We start from the raw sequence: 19,233 nt of genomic DNA, 5'->3' as shown, positions 1-19,233 counted from the left end.
TGCTATTTGTCATTTTTGACAATGGTGCAGGTGCCGTTGCCTGCCTCAGTGTTGTTGTAGTTGAGGATCGGCAACAGCAAATGTGCCTGTGATCGCGGGTCACTATCTTTTGGATCAATGAAAATACTCCGGTATATGTATTTTTAGCAAGTATTACCCCCAATCACGTGTTCTAATATTCGATAATGTCGCAATCGTTCATTACTTTAGAGATATCCTACTTCTCCTCCTGATTGTGCGGAAACGGAAAGTACGTCAAAAACGTATTTGGCAACAGATGAGAAGCAGATCACCTCAATACTGTCATCCGTATTCACCCAAAACGCCGCCGCAACCTGAGCGAGGCGTGAGCGACGAAAATCACCCGGTCCAAAAACGTCGGTCGAAAAATCAACCGGCGCCAGTTTGGCCATAACTTCGCGGGAACCATCACCGGAAACCCGCACAACCGCGCGGGCATCAGACACATTGACGATCAGCGCGTGCTGGTCTTTCAGCCCGGCCTGTAAAGCAGACATTGTTTCGGCAACGCTGCTGTACTCTGTAATGACCAAAAGCTCGTCCGGCGACATCCAGGCAACGGCGCCCGACTTGCCAAATTCAATCTTGCGCTGGCCCGGTATGTCCGCGCCAATGGCCGCCTTGACGGCTTTGGCCATCGCCGCAGAGGGCAGATCACCGCGCAAGGTGATCATACCGCGCAATCCGGTGTCATCCACACGGGCAAACCCATCGAAACTGGCGCCATTCAAGGCGCTGACTGCCTCAGACATTCTGCTTCTCCCCGTCCTTGTCATAGAACACCGGATCAACGATCCGGGCCTGAACGCTGCTTCCATCCACCTTGTTGAATTCGATCACTTCGCCCATGCGTTCCGGGCCGCGGTGCACAAGACCCATGGCAATCCCTTTATCCAGCGTGGGTGAATAATAGGTCGAAGTCACGCGGCCTTGAGTATTGCGTTGCCCGTTGGCATTTTCGCCTGACGCGATTGCATAGGACCCATCCGGGATCACGGACCCGTCCAGCGTTTCCAGACCAACCAGTTTCCACCGGTTGGGGTCTGCCATATGCACGCGCAATTGAGCGCGTTTGCCCAAAAAGTCTTCTTTCTTTTTTGAGATCGCCCAGTTCAGCCCCAAATCCTGCGGGATCACAGTGCCGTCGGTTTCGTCCCCAATCATGATAAAGCCTTTTTCAGCCCGCATCACATGCAAGGCCTCGGTGCCATAAGGCATGATCTTAAACTCGGCCCCTGCGGACATCAACGCGTCCCAAAAGGCGCGCCCCTGAGCGGCAGGTACGGCGATTTCATAGGACAGTTCGCCCGAAAAAGAGATACGATAAGCACGGGCGTCAAACTTGCCAATGCGACCGTCTTTCCATTCCATAAAGGCCATATTTTCGGCGGACACGTCCAAATCGCCGCCTAATTTCTGAATAACTTTACGGGCATTCGGGCCCACGACGGCGATCTGGGCGTATTGCTCGGTCACATTGGCGACGTAGACATTCCAGTCCCACCATTCGCATTGCAGCCAGTCTTCCATCCAGCCGTGAATACGCTCGGCCCCACCGGTGGTGGTGTGGCACAGGAACGTGTCGTCATCGATGCGGGCAACAACGCCGTCATCGATCAGAAAGCCGTTCTCGCTGCACATCAACCCATAGCGGCATTTGCCCGGTTTCAGCGTGCTCATCATATTGGTGTAGAGCATATCAAGGAATTTGGCGGCATCCGGGCCTTTGACGATGATCTTGCCAAGGGTGGACGCATCCAACAGGCCCACGGAATTGCGGGTTTGCAGGATCTCACGTTTCACCGCATCGCCGTGGCTTTCGCCGGATTTGGGGAAGCAATACGGGCGGCGCCACTGACCTACAGGTTCAAAAAACGCGTTGTGATCTTCGTGATACTGATGAATTGGCGTGCGGCGCAGCGGCTGGAACACCGCGTCGCGCGCTTCGCCTGCAATCGCACCAAAGCTGATGGGCGTGTATGGCGGGCGGAAGGTTGTGGTTCCGGTTGCTGGAATAGGCTGATTAAGCGCCTCAGAAAGCGTCGCCAATCCGTTGATATTACTTAACTTACCTTGATCCGTCGCCATACCAAGTGTGGTGTAACGCTTGGTGTGTTCAACGGATTCATAGCCCTCTTGAGCTGCCAGCCGAACGTCGGAAACTTTCACATCATTTTGAAAGTCCAACCATGTTTTCATGCGCAATTCCGGTCCCGCGCCCTGTGGCATCGACCAGACGGGTTCCATAGCCATTTCAACCTGCGGCGCGGCCTTGGGGGCAGCGGTGCGTTTGGGCTTAAACCCTGCCGCTTTGGCCGCAGCTTTGCCTGCCGCGTCAGCGTCGGTTAGCACGTCGGCCAGCTCCAGCGGTCCGTTTGCCGCTCCGGCGGGGATCACAAAGCCAAGGCCATCATGGCTGGTGGGTGGACGGCTTGCATCGGGGCGGAAATGCGCCTGCGCTTCGTCCCAGATCAGCTTGCCACCGCAATGCGACCACAGGTGCACAACCGGCGACCAACCGCCAGACATGGCAACCGCGTCGCACGCGATCTCTTCCAGCGCGCCGCCTTCGCCCGATTGCAGGCAGATGGCCACGCCAGTCACACGTTTGCCGCCTTTGACTTTGGCGATGGCTTTGCCGTTTTCGACGCGAATGCCCAGATCGCGCGCCTCTTGCGCCAGATCACCGCCGCCCATGGCACGCGCATCCAGAATGACCGGAACGTCCAGCCCGGCCTTTTTCAGCACAATCGCCGTGCGATATGCGTCGTCGTTGTTTGTAACAACCACAGTGCGGTCGCCCTGAGACACGCCCCAGCCAATCGCGTAATCACGCACGGCGCCTGCCAGCATGACACCGGGAATATCATTACCAGCAAAGGACAACGGGCGTTCGATGGCACCGGTCGCCGTGACAATCTGCTTGGCGCGGATACGCCACAGACGGTGACGCGGACCATCCTGTGCGGGCGCATGATCGCGCACACGTTCGTAGCCCAGCACATAGCCGTGATCATAAACCCCAGCCCCCATCATCCGGGTGCGCAGAGTAACATTGTCCATCGCGTCAAGCTCGGCCTTGAGCGCCTCGATGCGTTCAAGCGCGGGCTTGCCGTTGATTTCTCCGCCATCAACCAGCGTGCGGCCACCCCAATGGGCGGTTTGCTCCATCAGCAGCACTTTGGCACCCGAGGCACCCGCCGCGCGAGCCGCTTCCAGCCCAGCAATACCGCCGCCAACAACAACCACGTCCACATAGGCATAGAAATGTTCGTAGGTGTCCGCGTCGCGGTCTTTGGGCACTTTGCCCAAACCGGCAGACTGACGCACGATGGGTTCGAACACATGTTTCCACGCGGCACGGGGTGCCATGAATGTCTTGTAATAAAACCCGGCAGGCAGAAAGCGCGCGACATAATTGTTGGCCACGCCTACGTCAAACTCCAGACTGGGCCAGTGGTTCTGGCTGGTGCAGGTCAGCCCGTCAAACAACTCGGTTGTGGTGGTGCGCTGGTTGGGTTCAAAGCTGCCGCCCTGCCCCATATTGACCAGCGCGTTCGGCTCTTCTGCGCCCGACGCAACAACGCCGCGCGGACGGTGGTATTTGAACGAACGCCCCATCAGCATCTGGTCATTGGCCAGCAAGGCCGAAGCGAGCGTGTCGCCTTCGAACCCGGTGAATTGCTTGCCGTTAAAGGTAAAGCGGATTTGTTTTTGGCGGTTCAGATAGGCTCCGCCGGACGCCAGACGTGTGCTCATGAAAAGTCCCTCCAGCTCCAGCCGGGAATTTTGGCCGAGATCTTGTCTTTGATCTCTTGCGGTGGCTCATAGGTTTGCGCGGAATATGTCCCGAAAACTTCAAGCGTGGTGGTTGAACGAGCGGCGTGGAAAAACTTGCCGCAGCCCGAGACATGCCGCCAGCGTTCAAAATGCACGCCTTTGGGATTTTCGCGCATGAACAGATAGGTTTCGAAATCGTCATCGGATGAGCCGGGACCAAAGCGTTTCAGATGTGCCTCGCCTTCGGCGTGCAGTTCTGTTTCTTCGGCATCTACGCCGCAATAGGGGCATTGAAGGGTTAGCATGTTGCCATCTCCTGCAAAGTAATGAGGGCAGCGCCCGATCCTGGGTGGGTGCAGAAAGCGCCCTCCCGTGGGGAGGGTCGGGCGCTGCCCGCCGTTGCCGCCGGGCGAAAGATTTCAGTCCAGTTCATTAGTGAGCCACCCCTGCAGCCACGCTTTCATCAATGAAGCGGCCTTCAACAAAGCGGTCCATGCCGAACTCGGCACACAAGGGGCCGGGTTCGCCCTTGGCGATCAGCTCGGCTGTGGCCCAGCCGCCGCCGGGGATGGCCTTGAAGCCGCCGGTGCCCCAGCCTGCGTTGATGAAACAATTGCCCAGTGGCGTTTTACCAATCACGGGTGATCGGTCACCGGTCACGTCCACGATACCGCCCCATTGGCGCAGCATTTTCAGGCGGGACACCATCGGAAAGGTTTCGACCAGCGCCCTTACCGTTTCCTCGACATGGTGGAACGATCCGCGCTGGGTGTAGTTATTGAACCCGTCCGTGCCGCCGCCAATCACCATTTCGCCCTTATCGGACTGAGACATATAGCCGTGCACGGTGTTGGCCATCACCACCACATCCATGCAGGGTTTGATCGGTTCCGACACCAGCGCTTGCAGGGCGACGCTCTCCATTGGCAGGCGGAAGCCCGCCATATTGGCCAGATCGCCCGAGTTGCCGGCCACAACCAGACCCAGCTTGTTACAATCAATCGGGCCTTTGGTGGTGTCGACGCCAGTGACTTGACCGCCGTCCTGCCGCACGCCGGTGACTTCGCATTTCTGGATGATGTCCATGCCCATGTCGGAACAGGCACGCGCATAGCCCCACGCCACCGCGTCATGGCGCCCGGTGCCGCCGCGTTCCTGCCAGAGACCGCCCAGAACCGGATAACGTGGTCCATCGATATTGATGATCGGCACCAGTTCTTTGACACGCTCCGGGCCGATGAATTCGGTTGGCACGCCCTGCAATGCGTTCGCATGCGCGGTGCGCTGATAGCCGCGCACCTCATGTTCGGTCTGGGCCAGCATGATCACACCACGCGGGCTAAACATGACGTTATAGTTCAGGTCCTGCGACATGGTTTCGTACAGCGAGCGCGCTTTTTCATAGATCGCCGCGGACGGGTCCTGAAGGTAGTTCGAGCGGATAATGGTGGTGTTGCGGCCTGTATTGCCGCCGCCCAGCCAGCCCTTTTCGATGATCGCGACATTGGTGATGCCGAAATTCTTGCCCAAATAGAACGCAGTGGCCAATCCGTGGCCCCCTGCACCAACGATGATCACATCGTATTTCTTTTTAGGCTCGGGCGAGCGCCACGCGCGTTCCCATCCTGTGTGAAACCGGAGTGCCTCGCGGGCGATGGCAAAAGCTGAATAACGTCTCATAGGCAGTGATTCCGATCGGGGATTCCTGATGTATTGTTAGTGGACCTTGCCCCGCCCTGCCACCCGGACCAAAACGCCGGTTTGCCGTTCGGTTGCGACATGAACGAAGGTATGCACGATTTGCCCTTTTTCCCGGGGCTGCGCCCCTATACATGAAGGGCAACCTCAGGAGGTACTATGGTATTCTGGATCTCTGCAGCCGCTCTTGCCCTTGCGGCAACTGGCTTTATCGCTTTGGCCGTCCTGCGTCGCCGGGACGATGCCGAGCATCCCGCCGCCTTTGATCTGCAGGTCTATCGCGACCAGCTGAAAGAAGTGGACAAGGATTTGGCACGTGGCGTGATCAACGCCACGGATGCTGACCGGGCCCGTACCGAGATTTCGCGCCGCATTCTGGCAGCGGATGCACAGTTGCAAGCCGCAAAAGGGCAAGGCACATCAAAGGCACGCGGTGGTGTTCCGCTGATCGCGGGGCTTTGTATTGTTTTGGTGGGGGCGAGCTTTTTTGCGTATTCCCAGTTGGGCGCACCGGGCTATGACGATCAGCCTTTGAATCTGCGTCTTGAAGCATCGCGCGAACGTTTGGACAACCGCAAGAGCCAGGCCGCCGCCGAAGCAGACGTACCGGCCGCACCAGGCCCGACACCGGGACCTGATTTCGTGGCCCTGATGGAAAAACTGCGCGCCAGCGTGGCAGAGCGGCCGGATGATTTACAGGGCTATGAACTGCTGGCCCGCAACGAAGCCTCGCTGGGCAATATGCAGGCCGCATATGAGGCGCAGGCCAATGTGATCCGCCTGAAAGGCGACAGCGTCACGGCCACGGATTACAGCATCCACGCGAACATGTTGATCGCAGCCGCAGACGGATATGTGTCGCCCAAGGCTCAGGAGTCTTTGCGCAGCGCGCTGGAAATTGATCCGATCAACAATCTGGCACGATATTACTGGGGCCTGATGCTTTTGCAAAATGACCGGCCCGACCTGACATTTCGCATTTGGGACCGGGTATTGACGCAAAGCCCTCCGGACGCGCCGTGGGTGCCGGCCATTCGTGCGCGGATCACCGATCTGGCGTGGTTTGCAGGAGTTGATTACCAATTGCCCGCGCCACCGCATTCTGACGGTCTGACCGGCCCGGACAGCGATGATGTCACGGCAGCTGACGAGATGTCCGAAGAGGACCGGCAGGACATGATCCGTGGCATGGTGTCCAATCTGGCCGAACGTCTGGCCACCGAAGGCGGCACGCCTCAGGAATGGGCGCGCCTGTTGGTGGCTTACGGTGTTCTGGGTGATACCGAACGCGCTGCTGTCATTTGGGAAGAGGCGCAACAGGTCTTTGCCGATGTGCCCGACGCGCTGGAGATTGTGCGCGACGGTGCGCGCAGTGCAGGCGTGGCAAACTGATGAACGCCAACATCTTTGAAACCATCGAGGAGATGGCCGAGGCCCTGCCACCGATGCAGGCGTTGATGGGATTGGATTTGGGAACGAAGACAATAGGCGTGGCTGTTTCAGACAGTTTTCAGTCGGTGGCCACACCGCTGGAAACCGTAAAGCGCAAGAAATTTGGCATCGATGCTGCGCGGTTGTTAGAGATTATTGATCAACGCTCGCTTGGTGCCATCATTCTGGGGTTGCCCCGGAATATGGACGGATCAGAAGGGCCGCGCTGTCAGTCAACGCGCGCATTTGCCCGAAATCTGGCGCCCTTGGTGGGTATTCCAATTGGGTTCTGGGACGAAAGATTGTCGACCGTTGCCGCTGAAAGGGCGCTGCTGGAGGCGGATACGACACGAAAACGTCGCGCAGAGGTTATCGATCACGTCGCCGCGTCCTATATTCTTCAGGGAGTTCTGGATCGGCTGGGACATCTGAGGAAAGAGCAGTGAGCCCAAAATCTGACAAAGACAGCGTTTGGAAACGCGACGAGATTGAAAGCCCCTGTATTCAGGTCTGCGTCGTGCATCCCCAAGAGCGCATCTGTACGGGATGCCTGCGCTCGATCGATGAAATCACCAACTGGTCCAGGATGGACACCGATGAGCGCGCTGCGATTATGCAGGAACTGCCATCGCGCGCGCCGCGTTTGCGCAAGCGACGTGGTGGCCGGGCCGCGCGTGTTCAGGGATAATTCAGGCTACAAACAAAAACCCCGCACATTAGCGCGGGGTTTTGGACTTTGGCTCGGAAAGGCCTAGTTAGTCGCGAAATTCTTGCGGCTGACCGACGTGGTTCTGTTGCTGCACCCGCTCAGACACCTGAGCCACCTGCTGCACCAGAGATATCGAACGCACCACCATCAGCGCCAACATTGCAGACGCAGCCGCAAACCCAGGCAAAGGCCCGGAAATAAGCGCGTGGGTTACAAATTCGATCATATCCCGATCACGCCACTGTTTCGACGACTTGAATGTCATCAGCGGTCAGAATGCTTTGCGCATTGTCGACCGAGGCGACGATCTCGCCATCATAAAACACCCAGGCTGTCGTAGTATCATCGGGGTTTGGCTGGATCTGAACTGTACCGGTATCGCCCGGTGGCACCATCACCACAATCTGATCTTCGTCTTCGTCATAATCCGTGATGCTGACAACATTTCCGAATTGTGTGCGTGGCCCTACTATAAACTGGTCAGAGCCGTCACCGCCCTCCCCGACATCGTTTTCCGTTAACCAGATCTCATCGTCGCCAGTGCCGCCGTTAAGCGTGTCATTGCCTTCGTCTTCGCCTCCGGCAACACCCTGGGCACCGCCATACAGAACGTCATCGCCATGACCGCCTTTAATCAGGTCGTCCCCATCGCCGCCGGTCAGCGTGTCGTCACCCTCTTGCCCAAGCAAAGTATCGTCGCCGTTGCCGCCCAGCATGCTGTCTTCATTGGCGCCGCCTTCGAGATCATCGTCGCCTGCTCCGCCATGCAGCTCGTCGGACCCGTCGCCGCCACGCAAATTATCGTCGCCCGCTTCGCCATTGACCAAATCATTGCCCGTGCCGGCGCGCACGGTGTCATTGCCTTCGCCGCCCGACACGTCATCATTACCGGTGCCACCTTCGATGCTGTCAGCGCCTTCTTCACCGTCCAGCACATCACTGCCCCCGGCCCCCAAAAGCGTGTCACCCCCTTCGCCGCCATCAATTGTGTCGGCCTGAGATCCACCTTCCAGAAGGTCATCACCGGTATCGCCGGTCAGTTCTTCGCCGGTGCTTTGCTCTGATGAACTGTCATCGTCGTCATCATCCAGAACATTAACCAAGACCCCAATCCAGAATGCTGCTCCGAGCAGCGCAAGCGCAGTAATCATTTGAATGTCCTTTAGAAAATGCAGCGCCCCAAAATTAACACATTTTCGCCAACTTGTGTCTAATTTGATGGAACTGTTTCGGAATTCGTAACGATCGTCACTTTTGCGAAAACTCGTTTCCCAATCGGCAACAAAAAACCGTTTTTCAGGGTAAATTCAGCCAGTTAGAAATAGGATCTCTCAACCTCGGGCGGAAGTATGCAATCATACGCTGTGGGTTTGGGGCTGCTGATTCTCTTGCCCACGGCGCCACACCATGCAGGCTGAGGCGGTGCAACACGAAGCCTTCTCCCGGGGCTGAAATGACTGGAATCCGGTCGCATGTCTCAAACACCTCGCGACGTGCGTTTTTATAACAGTCGGTGACGTCGACGTGCTCCCAATCGCTTTCGGGATAGGCCGCAAGAAACCGCATTAAGGCCCGCCGCATGATCTCGTGGCTGCCCTCCCACACAACCAGCGGCGCCTCATCCGGGCCGTTTTGTGTCAAGGGCAACCCAAGGATCCACGCGTGTCGCTCCTCTAAGTGCCGCTTGCGGTCAGGGCCAACCAGTTTAATCCCGTCTACATGCGCTGCGTCTCGTCTCAATCGGTAGCCGAACGCAGCCGCACTCTCGCCCGCTCGCGGTTTGGGATATCCGGGTCTGACCACCGAAAGCTGCGCTTTGTGTAGGCGCGGCCAAGCCCCGAACAGCGTCTCGATAGCGCTTTTCGGGGCTCCGCCGAGCGGTTTGCTGCCGCCGACAGCGCCCGTCTCGTCATTGGATAGCGCGTCCACTCCGATAAACCAGGTGTTTTCGCAAACCCACCAATCGGCAAAAGCAGGATCATTCATTGCCGCCTGCCCGGCCAGTTTCGCCCGAGCCGACCACTGCAGAACAGACGCATCAAATGGGGTTGTGGTCCAGCCGCGTTTAAAGAATTCCTCTACCATCCCAACGCTTTGCGCAACATGTTCAACGCCACCAGCGTCAGGAACACGGCAAACACGCGTTTGAGAGGTTTGGGATCCATCGCATGCGCGATCTTAACGCCCAATGGCGCCGTCAGCAGCGTCATGGCAATAACAATCAGAAACGCAACCAGATTAACCGCACCGATAGTCAACGGTGGGCGCGTGGCCGCATCTACCTCCAGAAACAAAAAACCAAGCACCGAAGGCACTGCGATCAGAACACCGAATCCTGCTGCCGTGGCCACAGCGCGGTGAATGGGCGTGTTATAAAGGCTCATCAACGGCACGCCGAAACTGCCCCCACCGATGCCCATCAACACGGACATAAACCCCATGATGGCGCTCATTGCCGCACGCACGGCGCCCTTAGGCATCGCCTGCCCCAAGCGCCATTCAGCGCGCCCCAACCCTAAATACGCGCCAATCACAATGCCCAGACATCCAAACACAAACTGCAACGTCACCGAGCGCAGATTGGCAGCCACCATCACTCCGATTATCGCCCCCACTGCGATGCCCGGTGCCCAGCTTCGCAGAATGTCCCAGTCCACAGCGCCCTTTTTGTTGTGGCTCAGCACCGACCTTACTGATGTGACAATGATGGTCGCCAGAGAAGTCGCCAGACACACCTGCATCAACTGAGGTCCATCATAGCCCAGCGCCTGAAACGCATAGAAAAACGCCGGAACCAGCACAATACCACCGCCAACCCCCAACAATCCGGCCAAAACACCCGCCAACCCGCCTATCGCGAGCAACAAAATCAACATTTGGATCAACAGGGCGGGATCGGCTGTCATGGTGGCTCCGGTACTGTGCGCGCCCGGATGTAAAGCGGATTTTACCCACACCCGCAAGCGTTTGGGTTCAGGCCGCCGCCTGCCGAGTGATCTGATCCAGCGCGTCTTGCACCAGCTCTGGCCCGGCACCGGCGCGGCTCGCGCCTTCTGACAGCATACGCCGCCACGCGCGCGCGCCCGGTCTTCCGGCAAACAGACCCAGCATATGGCGTGTGATCTGATTCAGCTTTCCACCCCCGCTCAGGTGCCGCTCAATATACGGTAACATCTCCTGAACGACATCAGCGGCGTCAACGGCGCGGTCCGCGCCAAATATGCGCCGGTCCGCATCCAGCAATATGTCCGCGGGTGCATGATAGGAAGCACGCCCGATCATCACCCCGTCCAGCCCTGCGTCCAGATGCGTGACCGCCTCATCCAGCGACGCGATACCGCCATTGATCGAAATATGCATATCCGCAAAGGCCACTTTCATCGCATAGACCAGCGGATAGTCGAGCGGAGGAATATCGCGGTTTTCCTTTGGGCTTAGCCCTTGCAACCACGCCTTGCGTGCATGGATCGTGACTCGACGTACACCCGCCGCACGGATTTTCTCCAGAAACTGCGGCAGAGTTTCATGGGCCTCTTGTTCATCCACCCCAATGCGGCACTTAACCGTGACCTCAACCGGGCTTACTGCGGCCATGGCAGACACACACTCAGCCACCAGGTCAGGTGATTTCATCAGAACCGCGCCAAACGTACCGGATTGCACCCGATCTGACGGGCATCCCACGTTCAGATTAATCTCGTCATATCCCGCCTCGGCCCCCAAGCGGGTTGCCTGTGCCAGCTCGGTGGGATCACTCCCCCCAAGTTGAAGGGCAACCGGGTGTTCCTCGGGATTGTAGGACAACAAATGCAAGGCCCCACCCCGCACCAAGGCCGGCGCCGTCACCATTTCCGTATAGAGCAGCGCATCCCGGCTCATCAGCCGATGAAAATACCGACAATGGCGATCCGTCCAGTCCATCATAGGTGCGACCGACAGACGGGCTGCGCGAGCCAGCGTCGCGTGTTCTGATGTGATCCGTTCAATATCTGTCGCCATGACGCGCCCTTTGCGTATTTTGAGAACCCGGTCATGTATTTGTCACGTGACGCGTACATGAGGCCAGCCCTCTACCACCAAACAGCCTCAGAAGGCCAGTTCAAGTGGCCATGCGCGAATTCTGCGCACGTGCGGTAGGTCGGTTCGGCAATGACACGTTCGCCAAAGGCTCAGATTACGACAGTAGGTTCGCCAACTGACGGCACGCCAATGTTGCCCGTTCTGTGTTGCCGTCTTGGATAAACCCTTCGATCTTACCCAAAGCTTCTCCGGTTCCGATAGAGTCAAACGCGAGGTGCGGGTTATAGGCCTGACGGCGGATCACGAAATAGAACACTTCCTGATCCTCTGCCCCAAAGGAATATTTGTAGTCTTCGTTCCCATGACAGAAATCATAGCAAGTGAATCCGTTCTCGATGGCCCATTGTATACTGTGGAAATGCAGGGCTGCGCCAATGAACGGATCTTTGGCATTCACGTCCCGGCCAGCCACAATGAAATGCACCCGCCCCTGATCACGGTCAAGCACATGGCCCAACGCGCCCAGAACGTTGCCTTCCCGGCGCAGCGATGGCAGGAAAAGGTCGCCTTGTTTGTGCGCCGACATCAGAACATCGCGATAGTTGGACGCCACGCTCTTGGCTGTACGTGTACCTTTGTCGTCTTCCCAACGTTCCATCCAGTTGGACAAAAGCTGATCAATGTTGGTTTCAGCGTCTTTATCAGACGCCAGATGAAACGCGACGCCCTCTTTCTCAATACGATGACGCAGAAACCGACGCCATTTCTGACGGCGATTGGCGCTAACCTGTTCATCCAGATAAGTTTCAAAATCGTCGGGCAATCCCACTTGTGGGCATAACAGATTGTTCGTCGTGCCCTTGTTGATCATGTAATCACGGAAAGCACCTTTTGCCCCGTTTTTCTCTAGCGCGTCGACAAATATCCGTGCGCGGCGTTCCTGAGCGACGTATCGCATCGAAAGACGCGTCCATGGCAGCTGGGCCAGCTTTGTGGCCGCCGCTTCAAGACCCTGCTGTTCAAAACTGGGGTGACACAGAAACCCAGTATATTCGCTCCACAACAAACGGCCACCGGCTTCGATCTCGGTGTGGAACTCGTTGCGGCTGCGGCTCCAGTGGACCCGGTATTTAAGCGGCAGAATGCACATCACCTGCTGCGCGCCCGCTTCGGCGCGAACCACCAGAACGCTCCAGCGAAATGTATTTCCGCTAAAGGCCTGTGCAATCCATTGCCAACTCAAAAACACGCTGGTTTCCGGGTCAGTGTCGTAAAGCTGTTCCCATGCCGGGCGCAGCGCGGCAAAATCTGCCCAAGTGTCGATCACTTCGACATGCAGGGCAGCGTCGCGCGTGGTTGTTGCGTCATATTTCATGCTCTCAACCCTTCTTTCAAATTCTCGGCCTGCAGATATCCTTCGCGCAGAATGCCGATAAACACCGCCTCCGCCTCTTCAAAGTCTCGCGCAATAGGCGCGGTCAGGCTGTTGCGGTCTCCAAAGAATGTTCCGACCCGACAAATCTGAGCGGCGAATTCCGGATGGACCCCGGCATCATCGTATTTGCGAACCTTGGCTTTGCTCAGCCAGCCACGCTTGCGGGCTTCTTTCACGATCAGGCCCAAACGCTGGGCACAGTGAAAAGTCACGTACAGGGCAAGATAATCGAGGTAGTCATCCAACGAGTGGCCACAATTCGGATCAAAACTCTCGGTCACAATCCGCTGCATGTCCTCTGGGGCGACTTGCCAGGCTTCGTCAGCAATCAACCAGGCCAGATCTTCGGCGCCGTGCCGTGCACCGCAATATTCAAAATCAAACCAGCGCAGCACTTCATCCTGACCAATCGCTGCGTTCCCGGATCGGCAATCCCATTTGACAAATTGTTGCCCCGGCCGGTCGATCGCACGGCACAGGTCATCCTGGCTCAGCCCCATGACGCGTCCGTTTGAATACTCGGCCAACATCGTGGGACCCTTAGCGAAATTCGCGACCCACAGATCGTTCTGACCAAGATGCGGTACGGCTTCGTTCAACCCGGCGGCCCGCGCGCCAGCCTGAATGCGCAAAATGGATGTCACCGATTCAGCCGCCAGATCCAGCTTCTTGCCTGGATCAACCGCGGCAATTTCCTGATTTAATCGGCGCCCACCAACATCCGACTGGAACATGATCTCGCCATCCACCCCAAGGCAACGGGGTTGAAGATCGCAATGACCTTCGAGTTCCTTGAGAACAAACGCCTCAAGGTGTGTTCGACGAAAATTGGGCCGCAACGTTGCGATCACCAGTTGATCAGGCAAATGCACACGAAAGCTCGCGCGCCCTTCTCCTCCGGGCGCTGTGACCTGCTCGACGCTTTGTCCAAAAACTTTTTCAGCGCTCGCCACGATGCGGTCGATCCGGGAACTTCGTTTGCGTTCTGCCATGTCACCAATACCTCTCTTGCCAAACATAAACTGGCCCCGAAAAACGGACCTCGGGCGTTAACATGACAAAGACAGCTATCTCACAATTCGGACAAGAATGAGGACAAGCTTGGGCAAACCCGCGCCAATGCGACGAATCGAGTTTGTAAAACGCGGCGGTATTTTTCGCATTGGTTCCGAAACGGCATCAATCACCGGAAACGGACCGCATACTGTTTCCTATTATTGGCCAAAACCCGGCGCAAGTGGCTAAATTTCAACGAAAATTTGTCAACAATGAGGCACCCACCTACGGTCCCAATCCTGTGTATTACGGATGTTGTTGTCGCTCCGAGACGACACGACATGAATCTTTGGGATGGGGGTCCCCTCGGGAGAGTGATTAAACGGAGGCACCTCTATGTCCAACGATTGGAATCTAGACGACATCGTCTATCAGTGGAATGGAACCGGCGGGTCCGGTACCAAGGGAAGCGGAACCAAAGGGTCTGGAACTGGCGGCTCAGGTACAAAGGGCTCCGGCACCAAAGGATCAGGCACCGGCGGCTCAGGTACGAAGGGCTCCGGAACCAAAGGATCCGGTACCGGCGGCTCAGGTACTAAGGGCTCAGGCACCAAAGGATCAGGAACCAAAGGGTCGGGCACTAAGGGATCGGGAACCAAGGGATCAGGAACTAAGGGTTCCGGCACCAAGGGAACGGGAACTAGCGGTTCAGGTACGGGCGGATCAGGCAATTGCGGGTCAGGTCATGACTCAGCCAGCTCAAGCAAGTCCTACCACAATGGTGGTGTCGAGGGTGACAGCTTCTCGGAATGGTATGACGCTAAGCTGGCAGGCGAATTTGACGAATCAAGTTCAGAGCCGCAGGAAATCACGGTACTGGACCTGTCTCAGGCGGGTTCGGCCTTTGCGATCAATATCGGTCAAAACGAAGAAACCGGTCTTTGGGGCGGGTCTGTCGAGTTCCGCGACGAAAACGGGGATCGCGTTGCGTGGGGACACTTTAGCAACGTAGACGAAATTCGTTTGCCAGAAGATCCCACCAGCCCGACATACACAATCAATGATCTCGACGTGATCGGCGAACATGGTCCCGGCCTCCCGCCCAAAGTTTCGCTGGATCAATACCTGAAAACTGAAACAGTTGGCGATGATCCCGATGAGGGTGACGACGATGACTGCCATGGTTCAGGCACAAATGGGTCTGGTACTAAGGGTTCAGGAACCAACGGGTCGGGCACGAAAGGCTCCGGTACCAAAGGGTCAGGAACCAGCGGGTCGGGCACGAAGGGTTCCGGCACCAAGGGTTCAGGAACCAGCGGGTCAGGCACGAAAGGCTCCGGCACCAAAGGATCAGGAACCAGCGGGTCAGGCACGAAAGGCTCAGGCACCAAAGGATCAGGAACCAGCGGGTCAGGCACGAAAGGCTCCGGCACCAAGGGTTCAGGAACCAGCGGGTCAGGTACCAAGGGCTCAGGGTCAAAAGGTTCAGGCTCAAAAGGGTCGGGCACCAAGGGCTCAGGCACTGCAGGAAGCGGCTCGATGGGTACGTCTTCGAAAGCCGCAGCAGCGGGCTTGCCTGAATTCGTTCTGCACCCTGACGACAATGGCGATGTGTCGCTGGACGATATCATGGCCTTGATGACCAACAATTTCGACGAAAATGCTTCCGGGGGCACGAATGCTCAGGTTGAAGATGACATCGAAGACGAAATCATCATGTTCTAAAAACACACCGGGCGCTTCAATGAAGCGCCCGGAATTCCGCCAGCAGTACTACAGCGTATCTACTGCCACTGAATAATGTCAGCCGTATCGCCCGTCGCCAAAGCACGTGCGCAATACAGGATACGGGCAACCACGTTCAGCTCTTCTACAATCAAAGCCCCGCGATGTGCGCGCGAGAAGCCGTCGGTATAAGCCGTCAGGACTTCTTCTATCCGATCCGGGAACCGTTCAATCAGGCCAATATGGCCCAATACGAAATCCCAACCCCGGGGCCGCATCTGGGCCAGATCAAAGTCGCAGCCCATCAACTGGCCTTCTGCGTTGGTGACAAAGTTCTGCAAGGCAGCATCATTGCGTGATAACGCACGTCCGCACAGGGGAATTTCCATTAAAACGTCACGCGCGACCTGAATGCGATCCATATCCAGCGAGGCGCCAAAGCTTTGCAAATATCCATACCAGTTACCGCACGCCGTTTCTCCGGGTACGGCGCTGTCCAGATCGGCAAGCCATTTGCCCAGATTTCGCGCGAATGCCGTCGGCCCCATTGGGATGTTTTGCTGCAATTCGCTGGCGCCGTCAGACCATGTGCACAGAATAAACCGTGGGCCATCGGAAAACGCAAGAATGCGTGGAACAAGCCCGCTGTCGCGCAGCGCGCAAAGCGAGGCCTTTTCACGCCGATAAGCTTTATCCGTGTGTGACGTATCAAATAGTTTGAGATAGGCGCGCCGCCCGCCTGACCTGACTTCCAGAGAAAGTGCACTGTGCCCGTGTTTGATCACGTCGAATTCCAGCGCCCCGCCCGATTTACGCCCGGAAACCAGACGTGCGATGGCATCGAATTTTCCAGCAAGACGAGCCCGGACCACCGGGTGCCATTGCCCCTGCTCTGGTCTTACTGTCAGTGCATTTGTCGTGCGCGTCATATTCATGGTCTGCCCTCCGGGACAGATGAAAGCAGGTGCCCGGCCTTCGTGATTCTAGTTTTCTGCCCGACATTTCGGGTTTGGTTCATCGACAATTTGCACATCAATTCAGGATATCGTTGGGAGGAATCGGGATAAAAATGAGGCAACTCTAAGTCGTCGCTTTCACATTCCGCAGCGACTCGTGGCAGGAAAACCCGGCGTATCCATCAAGGGTGAAGCGTTTTGTCACACCTCCGCAATACTGGGTATGGGCGCTAACAATATGGCGCTGTTCCTCCTGCTCCTTAGATCTTTGGAAACAGGGTGACGACCAACCCATTGCAAACTTTGAATATTTTCAAATAACTGGGATATTTTTTACAAATAATCGAATATATTGGAAAATTCTTTACAAAAACTTTGTTATCTTTCCGTGTCTTATTTCATTATTTTCTGTCCCGCATATGATCCTCCTTGACTGAAACATGTGTGTGCTTTCCCGCACGTCACCAGCGTTTGGGCACACATCAATGACCGAGGGAGGAGCCTCCATGTCTTCTGAATCCACCGAAAATCGCAGCTATCCCCCATCTTCTGAGTTATCGTCTGGAGCGCATGCAGATTTGGCGACGTATGATGCGATGTATGCGGCGTCGATTGCGGATCCTGATGCGTTCTGGGCCGAACATGGCAAACGGATTGACTGGATCAAGCCGTTCACCAAGGTCTCCAATGCCTCGTTTACGCCCGGCAATATTGACATCAAGTGGTTCGAAGACGGCACGATGAACGTCAGCGCCAACTGTATTGACCGCCATCTGGAAACCCGCGCCGATCAGACCGCGATCATTTTTGAACCCGATGACCCCGAAGAGCCGGCCCAGCACATCACCTATGCCCAGCTGCACAAGCGCGTTTGTCGCTTTGCCAATATCCTGGAAGAACTGGGCGTGCGCAAAGGCGACCGGGTGGTGATTTATCTGCCGATGATCCCCGAAGCGGCCTATGCCATGCTGGCCTGTGCGCGCATTGGTGCCATACACTCTATTGTTTTTGCTGGTTTTTCCTCAGACGCGCTGGCTGCGCGGGTGAATGGCTGTGACGCCAAGGTTGTGATCACCGCCGACACCGCGCCACGTGGCGGGCGCAAAACCGCGCTTAAATCCAATGTGGATGCGGCGCTGCTGCACTGTAAAGACACTGTTAAATGTCTGGTGGTAAAACGGACCGGCGATCAGACCACGTGGATTGCAGATCGCGATTTTGACTATAACGAAATGGCGCTGGAGGCGAACGACTATTGTAAACCTGCCGAGATGAACGCCGAAGATCCGCTGTTCATTCTCTATACATCCGGCTCAACCGGTCAGCCCAAAGGTGTGGTGCACTGCTCTGGGGGCTATCTGGTGTTTGCCTCGATGACGCATCAGTACACCTTTGACTATCACGATGGTGATGTCTTCTGGTGCACGGCCGATGTGGGCTGGGTCACCGGCCACAGCTATATCGTCTATGGCCCGCTGGCCAATGGCGCCACCACGCTGATGTTTGAAGGTGTGCCAACCTATCCGGATGCATCGCGGTTCTGGCAGGTCTGTGAAAAGCACAAGGTGAACCAGTTTTACACCGCCCCCACCGCGTTGCGTGCGCTGATGGGTCAGGGCAACAGCTTTGTCGAAAGCTGCGATCTGTCTTCCCTGCGTATTCTGGGCACGGTCGGGGAACCGATCAACCCCGAGGCCTGGAACTGGTATAACGAGGTTGTTGGCGGCGGGCGCTGCCCGATCGTGGACACCTGGTGGCAGACCGAAACCGGTGGTCACATGATGACCCCCCTGCCCGGCGCGCATGCGACCAAACCCGGCAGCGCGATGAAGCCGTTCTTTGGCGTGCATCCGGTGGTGCTGGACCCGCAATCGGGCGAAGAGATCAGCGGCGATGGCGTCGAAGGTGTGCTGGCGATCAAAAGCAGCTGGCCCAGCCAGATGCGCACCGTCTGGGGCGATCACGAGCGGTTCGAGAAGACCTATTTCTCGGATTACAAAGGCTATTACTTTGCCGGTGACGGCTGTCGGCGTGATGAAGATGGTGATTACTGGATCACCGGACGGGTCGATGATGTGATCAACGTCTCGGGCCACCGCATGGGCACGGCCGAGGTTGAAAGCGCGCTGGTGGCGCATGCCGCCGTGGCCGAGGCCGCCGTGGTGGGCTATCCGCATGACATCAAGGGTCAGGGCATTTATTGCTACGTCACTCTGATGAACGGCGTCGAACCCACGGATGAGCTCTACAAAGAGCTGCGCACATGGGTCCGCACCGAGATTGGCCCCATCGCTTCTCCCGACCTGATCCAATGGGCCCCCGGCCTGCCCAAAACACGCTCCGGCAAAATCATGCGCCGCATCCTGCGAAAAATCGCAGAAAACGACTTCGGAGCCCTCGGAGACACCTCAACTCTCGCCGAACCAGCCGTCGTCGATGACCTCATCAAAAACAGAATGAAC

Annotated in this window: 17 protein-coding genes; 5 read left to right on the top strand and 12 right to left on the bottom strand. The window is 56.9% G+C overall.

Annotation, left to right across the window (positions count from 1 at the left end; translation table 11 throughout):
• Positions 1-206: 206 nt before the first annotated feature.
• The 4 genes from ABJI08_RS05215 to ABJI08_RS05200 form a co-directional block, all read right to left on the bottom strand.
• Positions 207-773: a sarcosine oxidase subunit gamma family protein gene (locus ABJI08_RS05215; protein WP_348400767.1), complete on the bottom strand. Its 567-nt coding sequence runs from the start codon at positions 771-773 to the stop codon at positions 207-209.
• Positions 766-3,780 carry a sarcosine oxidase subunit alpha family protein gene (locus tag ABJI08_RS05210; RefSeq protein WP_348400766.1) on the bottom strand — a complete coding sequence of 1,005 codons (3,015 nt, stop codon included), beginning with the start codon at positions 3,778-3,780 and terminating at the stop codon, positions 766-768. Before ABJI08_RS05210 ends, ABJI08_RS05215 begins: the two co-directional genes overlap by 8 nt.
• A complete protein-coding gene (locus tag ABJI08_RS05205) occupies positions 3,777-4,106 on the bottom strand; it encodes a sarcosine oxidase subunit delta (protein ID WP_348400765.1) in 330 nt (109 codons plus the stop codon). The genes ABJI08_RS05210 and ABJI08_RS05205 overlap by 4 nt, the downstream gene beginning before the upstream one ends.
• Positions 4,107-4,233: 127 nt before the next feature.
• Positions 4,234-5,481 (bottom strand): sarcosine oxidase subunit beta family protein, encoded by a 1,248-nt coding sequence (locus tag ABJI08_RS05200; RefSeq protein WP_348400764.1) that lies wholly within the window; start codon positions 5,479-5,481, stop codon positions 4,234-4,236.
• Positions 5,482-5,658: 177 nt separating this feature from the next.
• Here ABJI08_RS05200 and ccmI point away from each other — a divergent pair, with 177 nt between their 5' ends.
• From ccmI to ABJI08_RS05185, 3 genes are read left to right on the top strand one after another with little or no spacing between them, the layout of a single operon-like run.
• Positions 5,659-6,891: a c-type cytochrome biogenesis protein CcmI gene (ccmI, locus tag ABJI08_RS05195; protein WP_348400763.1), complete on the top strand. Its 1,233-nt coding sequence runs from the start codon at positions 5,659-5,661 to the stop codon at positions 6,889-6,891.
• Complete coding sequence (gene ruvX / locus ABJI08_RS05190; RefSeq protein WP_348400762.1) at positions 6,891-7,376, top strand: Holliday junction resolvase RuvX; 486 nt, start codon at positions 6,891-6,893, stop codon at positions 7,374-7,376. The genes ccmI and ruvX overlap by 1 nt, the downstream gene beginning before the upstream one ends.
• Positions 7,373-7,618: a DUF1289 domain-containing protein gene (locus tag ABJI08_RS05185; protein WP_348400761.1), complete on the top strand. Its 246-nt coding sequence runs from the start codon at positions 7,373-7,375 to the stop codon at positions 7,616-7,618. The genes ruvX and ABJI08_RS05185 overlap by 4 nt, the downstream gene beginning before the upstream one ends.
• Before the next feature lie 67 nt (positions 7,619-7,685).
• Here ABJI08_RS05185 and ABJI08_RS05180 read toward each other — a convergent pair whose 3' ends face one another.
• The 7 genes from ABJI08_RS05180 to ABJI08_RS05150 form a co-directional block, all read right to left on the bottom strand.
• On the bottom strand, positions 7,686-7,865 hold the full coding sequence (locus ABJI08_RS05180) for a hypothetical protein (protein ID WP_348400760.1): 180 nt from the start codon (positions 7,863-7,865) through the stop codon (positions 7,686-7,688).
• A 7-nt stretch (positions 7,866-7,872) separates the two neighbouring features.
• Positions 7,873-8,790, bottom strand: coding sequence for a calcium-binding protein (locus tag ABJI08_RS05175; RefSeq protein ID WP_348400759.1), 918 nt, complete (start codon positions 8,788-8,790; stop codon positions 7,873-7,875).
• 145 nt (positions 8,791-8,935) lie between these two features.
• A complete protein-coding gene (locus tag ABJI08_RS05170) occupies positions 8,936-9,724 on the bottom strand; it encodes a hypothetical protein (RefSeq protein ID WP_348400758.1) in 789 nt (262 codons plus the stop codon).
• The gene (locus tag ABJI08_RS05165; RefSeq protein ID WP_348400757.1) at positions 9,718-10,545 is read right to left on the bottom strand and encodes a sulfite exporter TauE/SafE family protein; all 828 of its coding nucleotides are present in this window, start codon (positions 10,543-10,545) and stop codon (positions 9,718-9,720) included. Before ABJI08_RS05165 ends, ABJI08_RS05170 begins: the two co-directional genes overlap by 7 nt.
• A 67-nt stretch (positions 10,546-10,612) precedes the next feature.
• Entirely contained in the window at positions 10,613-11,638 is a 1,026-nt protein-coding gene (gene dusA, locus ABJI08_RS05160) for a tRNA dihydrouridine(20/20a) synthase DusA (protein ID WP_348400756.1), read from the bottom strand.
• Positions 11,639-11,813: 175 nt separating this feature from the next.
• On the bottom strand, positions 11,814-13,034 hold the full coding sequence (locus ABJI08_RS05155; RefSeq protein WP_348400755.1) for a GNAT family N-acetyltransferase: 1,221 nt from the start codon (positions 13,032-13,034) through the stop codon (positions 11,814-11,816).
• Complete coding sequence (locus ABJI08_RS05150) at positions 13,031-14,086, bottom strand: hypothetical protein (RefSeq protein ID WP_348400754.1); 1,056 nt, start codon at positions 14,084-14,086, stop codon at positions 13,031-13,033. The genes ABJI08_RS05155 and ABJI08_RS05150 overlap by 4 nt, the downstream gene beginning before the upstream one ends.
• Positions 14,087-14,486: 400 nt before the next feature.
• Between ABJI08_RS05150 and ABJI08_RS05145 the strand changes: the two genes are divergently transcribed.
• Positions 14,487-15,815, top strand: a complete 1,329-nt coding sequence (locus tag ABJI08_RS05145; protein WP_348400753.1) for a hypothetical protein — start codon at positions 14,487-14,489, stop codon at positions 15,813-15,815.
• A 59-nt stretch (positions 15,816-15,874) separates the two neighbouring features.
• Here the strand turns inward: ABJI08_RS05145 and ABJI08_RS05140 are convergent, their stop codons facing one another.
• Positions 15,875-16,750 carry an aminoglycoside phosphotransferase family protein gene (locus tag ABJI08_RS05140; RefSeq protein ID WP_348400752.1) on the bottom strand — a complete coding sequence of 292 codons (876 nt, stop codon included), beginning with the start codon at positions 16,748-16,750 and terminating at the stop codon, positions 15,875-15,877.
• Positions 16,751-17,277: 527 nt separating this feature from the next.
• Between ABJI08_RS05140 and acs the strand changes: the two genes are divergently transcribed.
• Positions 17,278-19,233 (top strand): acetate--CoA ligase (gene acs / locus ABJI08_RS05135; RefSeq protein WP_348400751.1); only part of this gene is annotated, 1,956 nt, incomplete at its 3' end.

The organism is Shimia sp., assembly GCF_039969785.1.
Taxonomy (GTDB): Bacteria; Pseudomonadota; Alphaproteobacteria; order Rhodobacterales; family Rhodobacteraceae; genus Shimia.
This window is presented reverse-complemented; position numbering and strand designations above follow the sequence as displayed.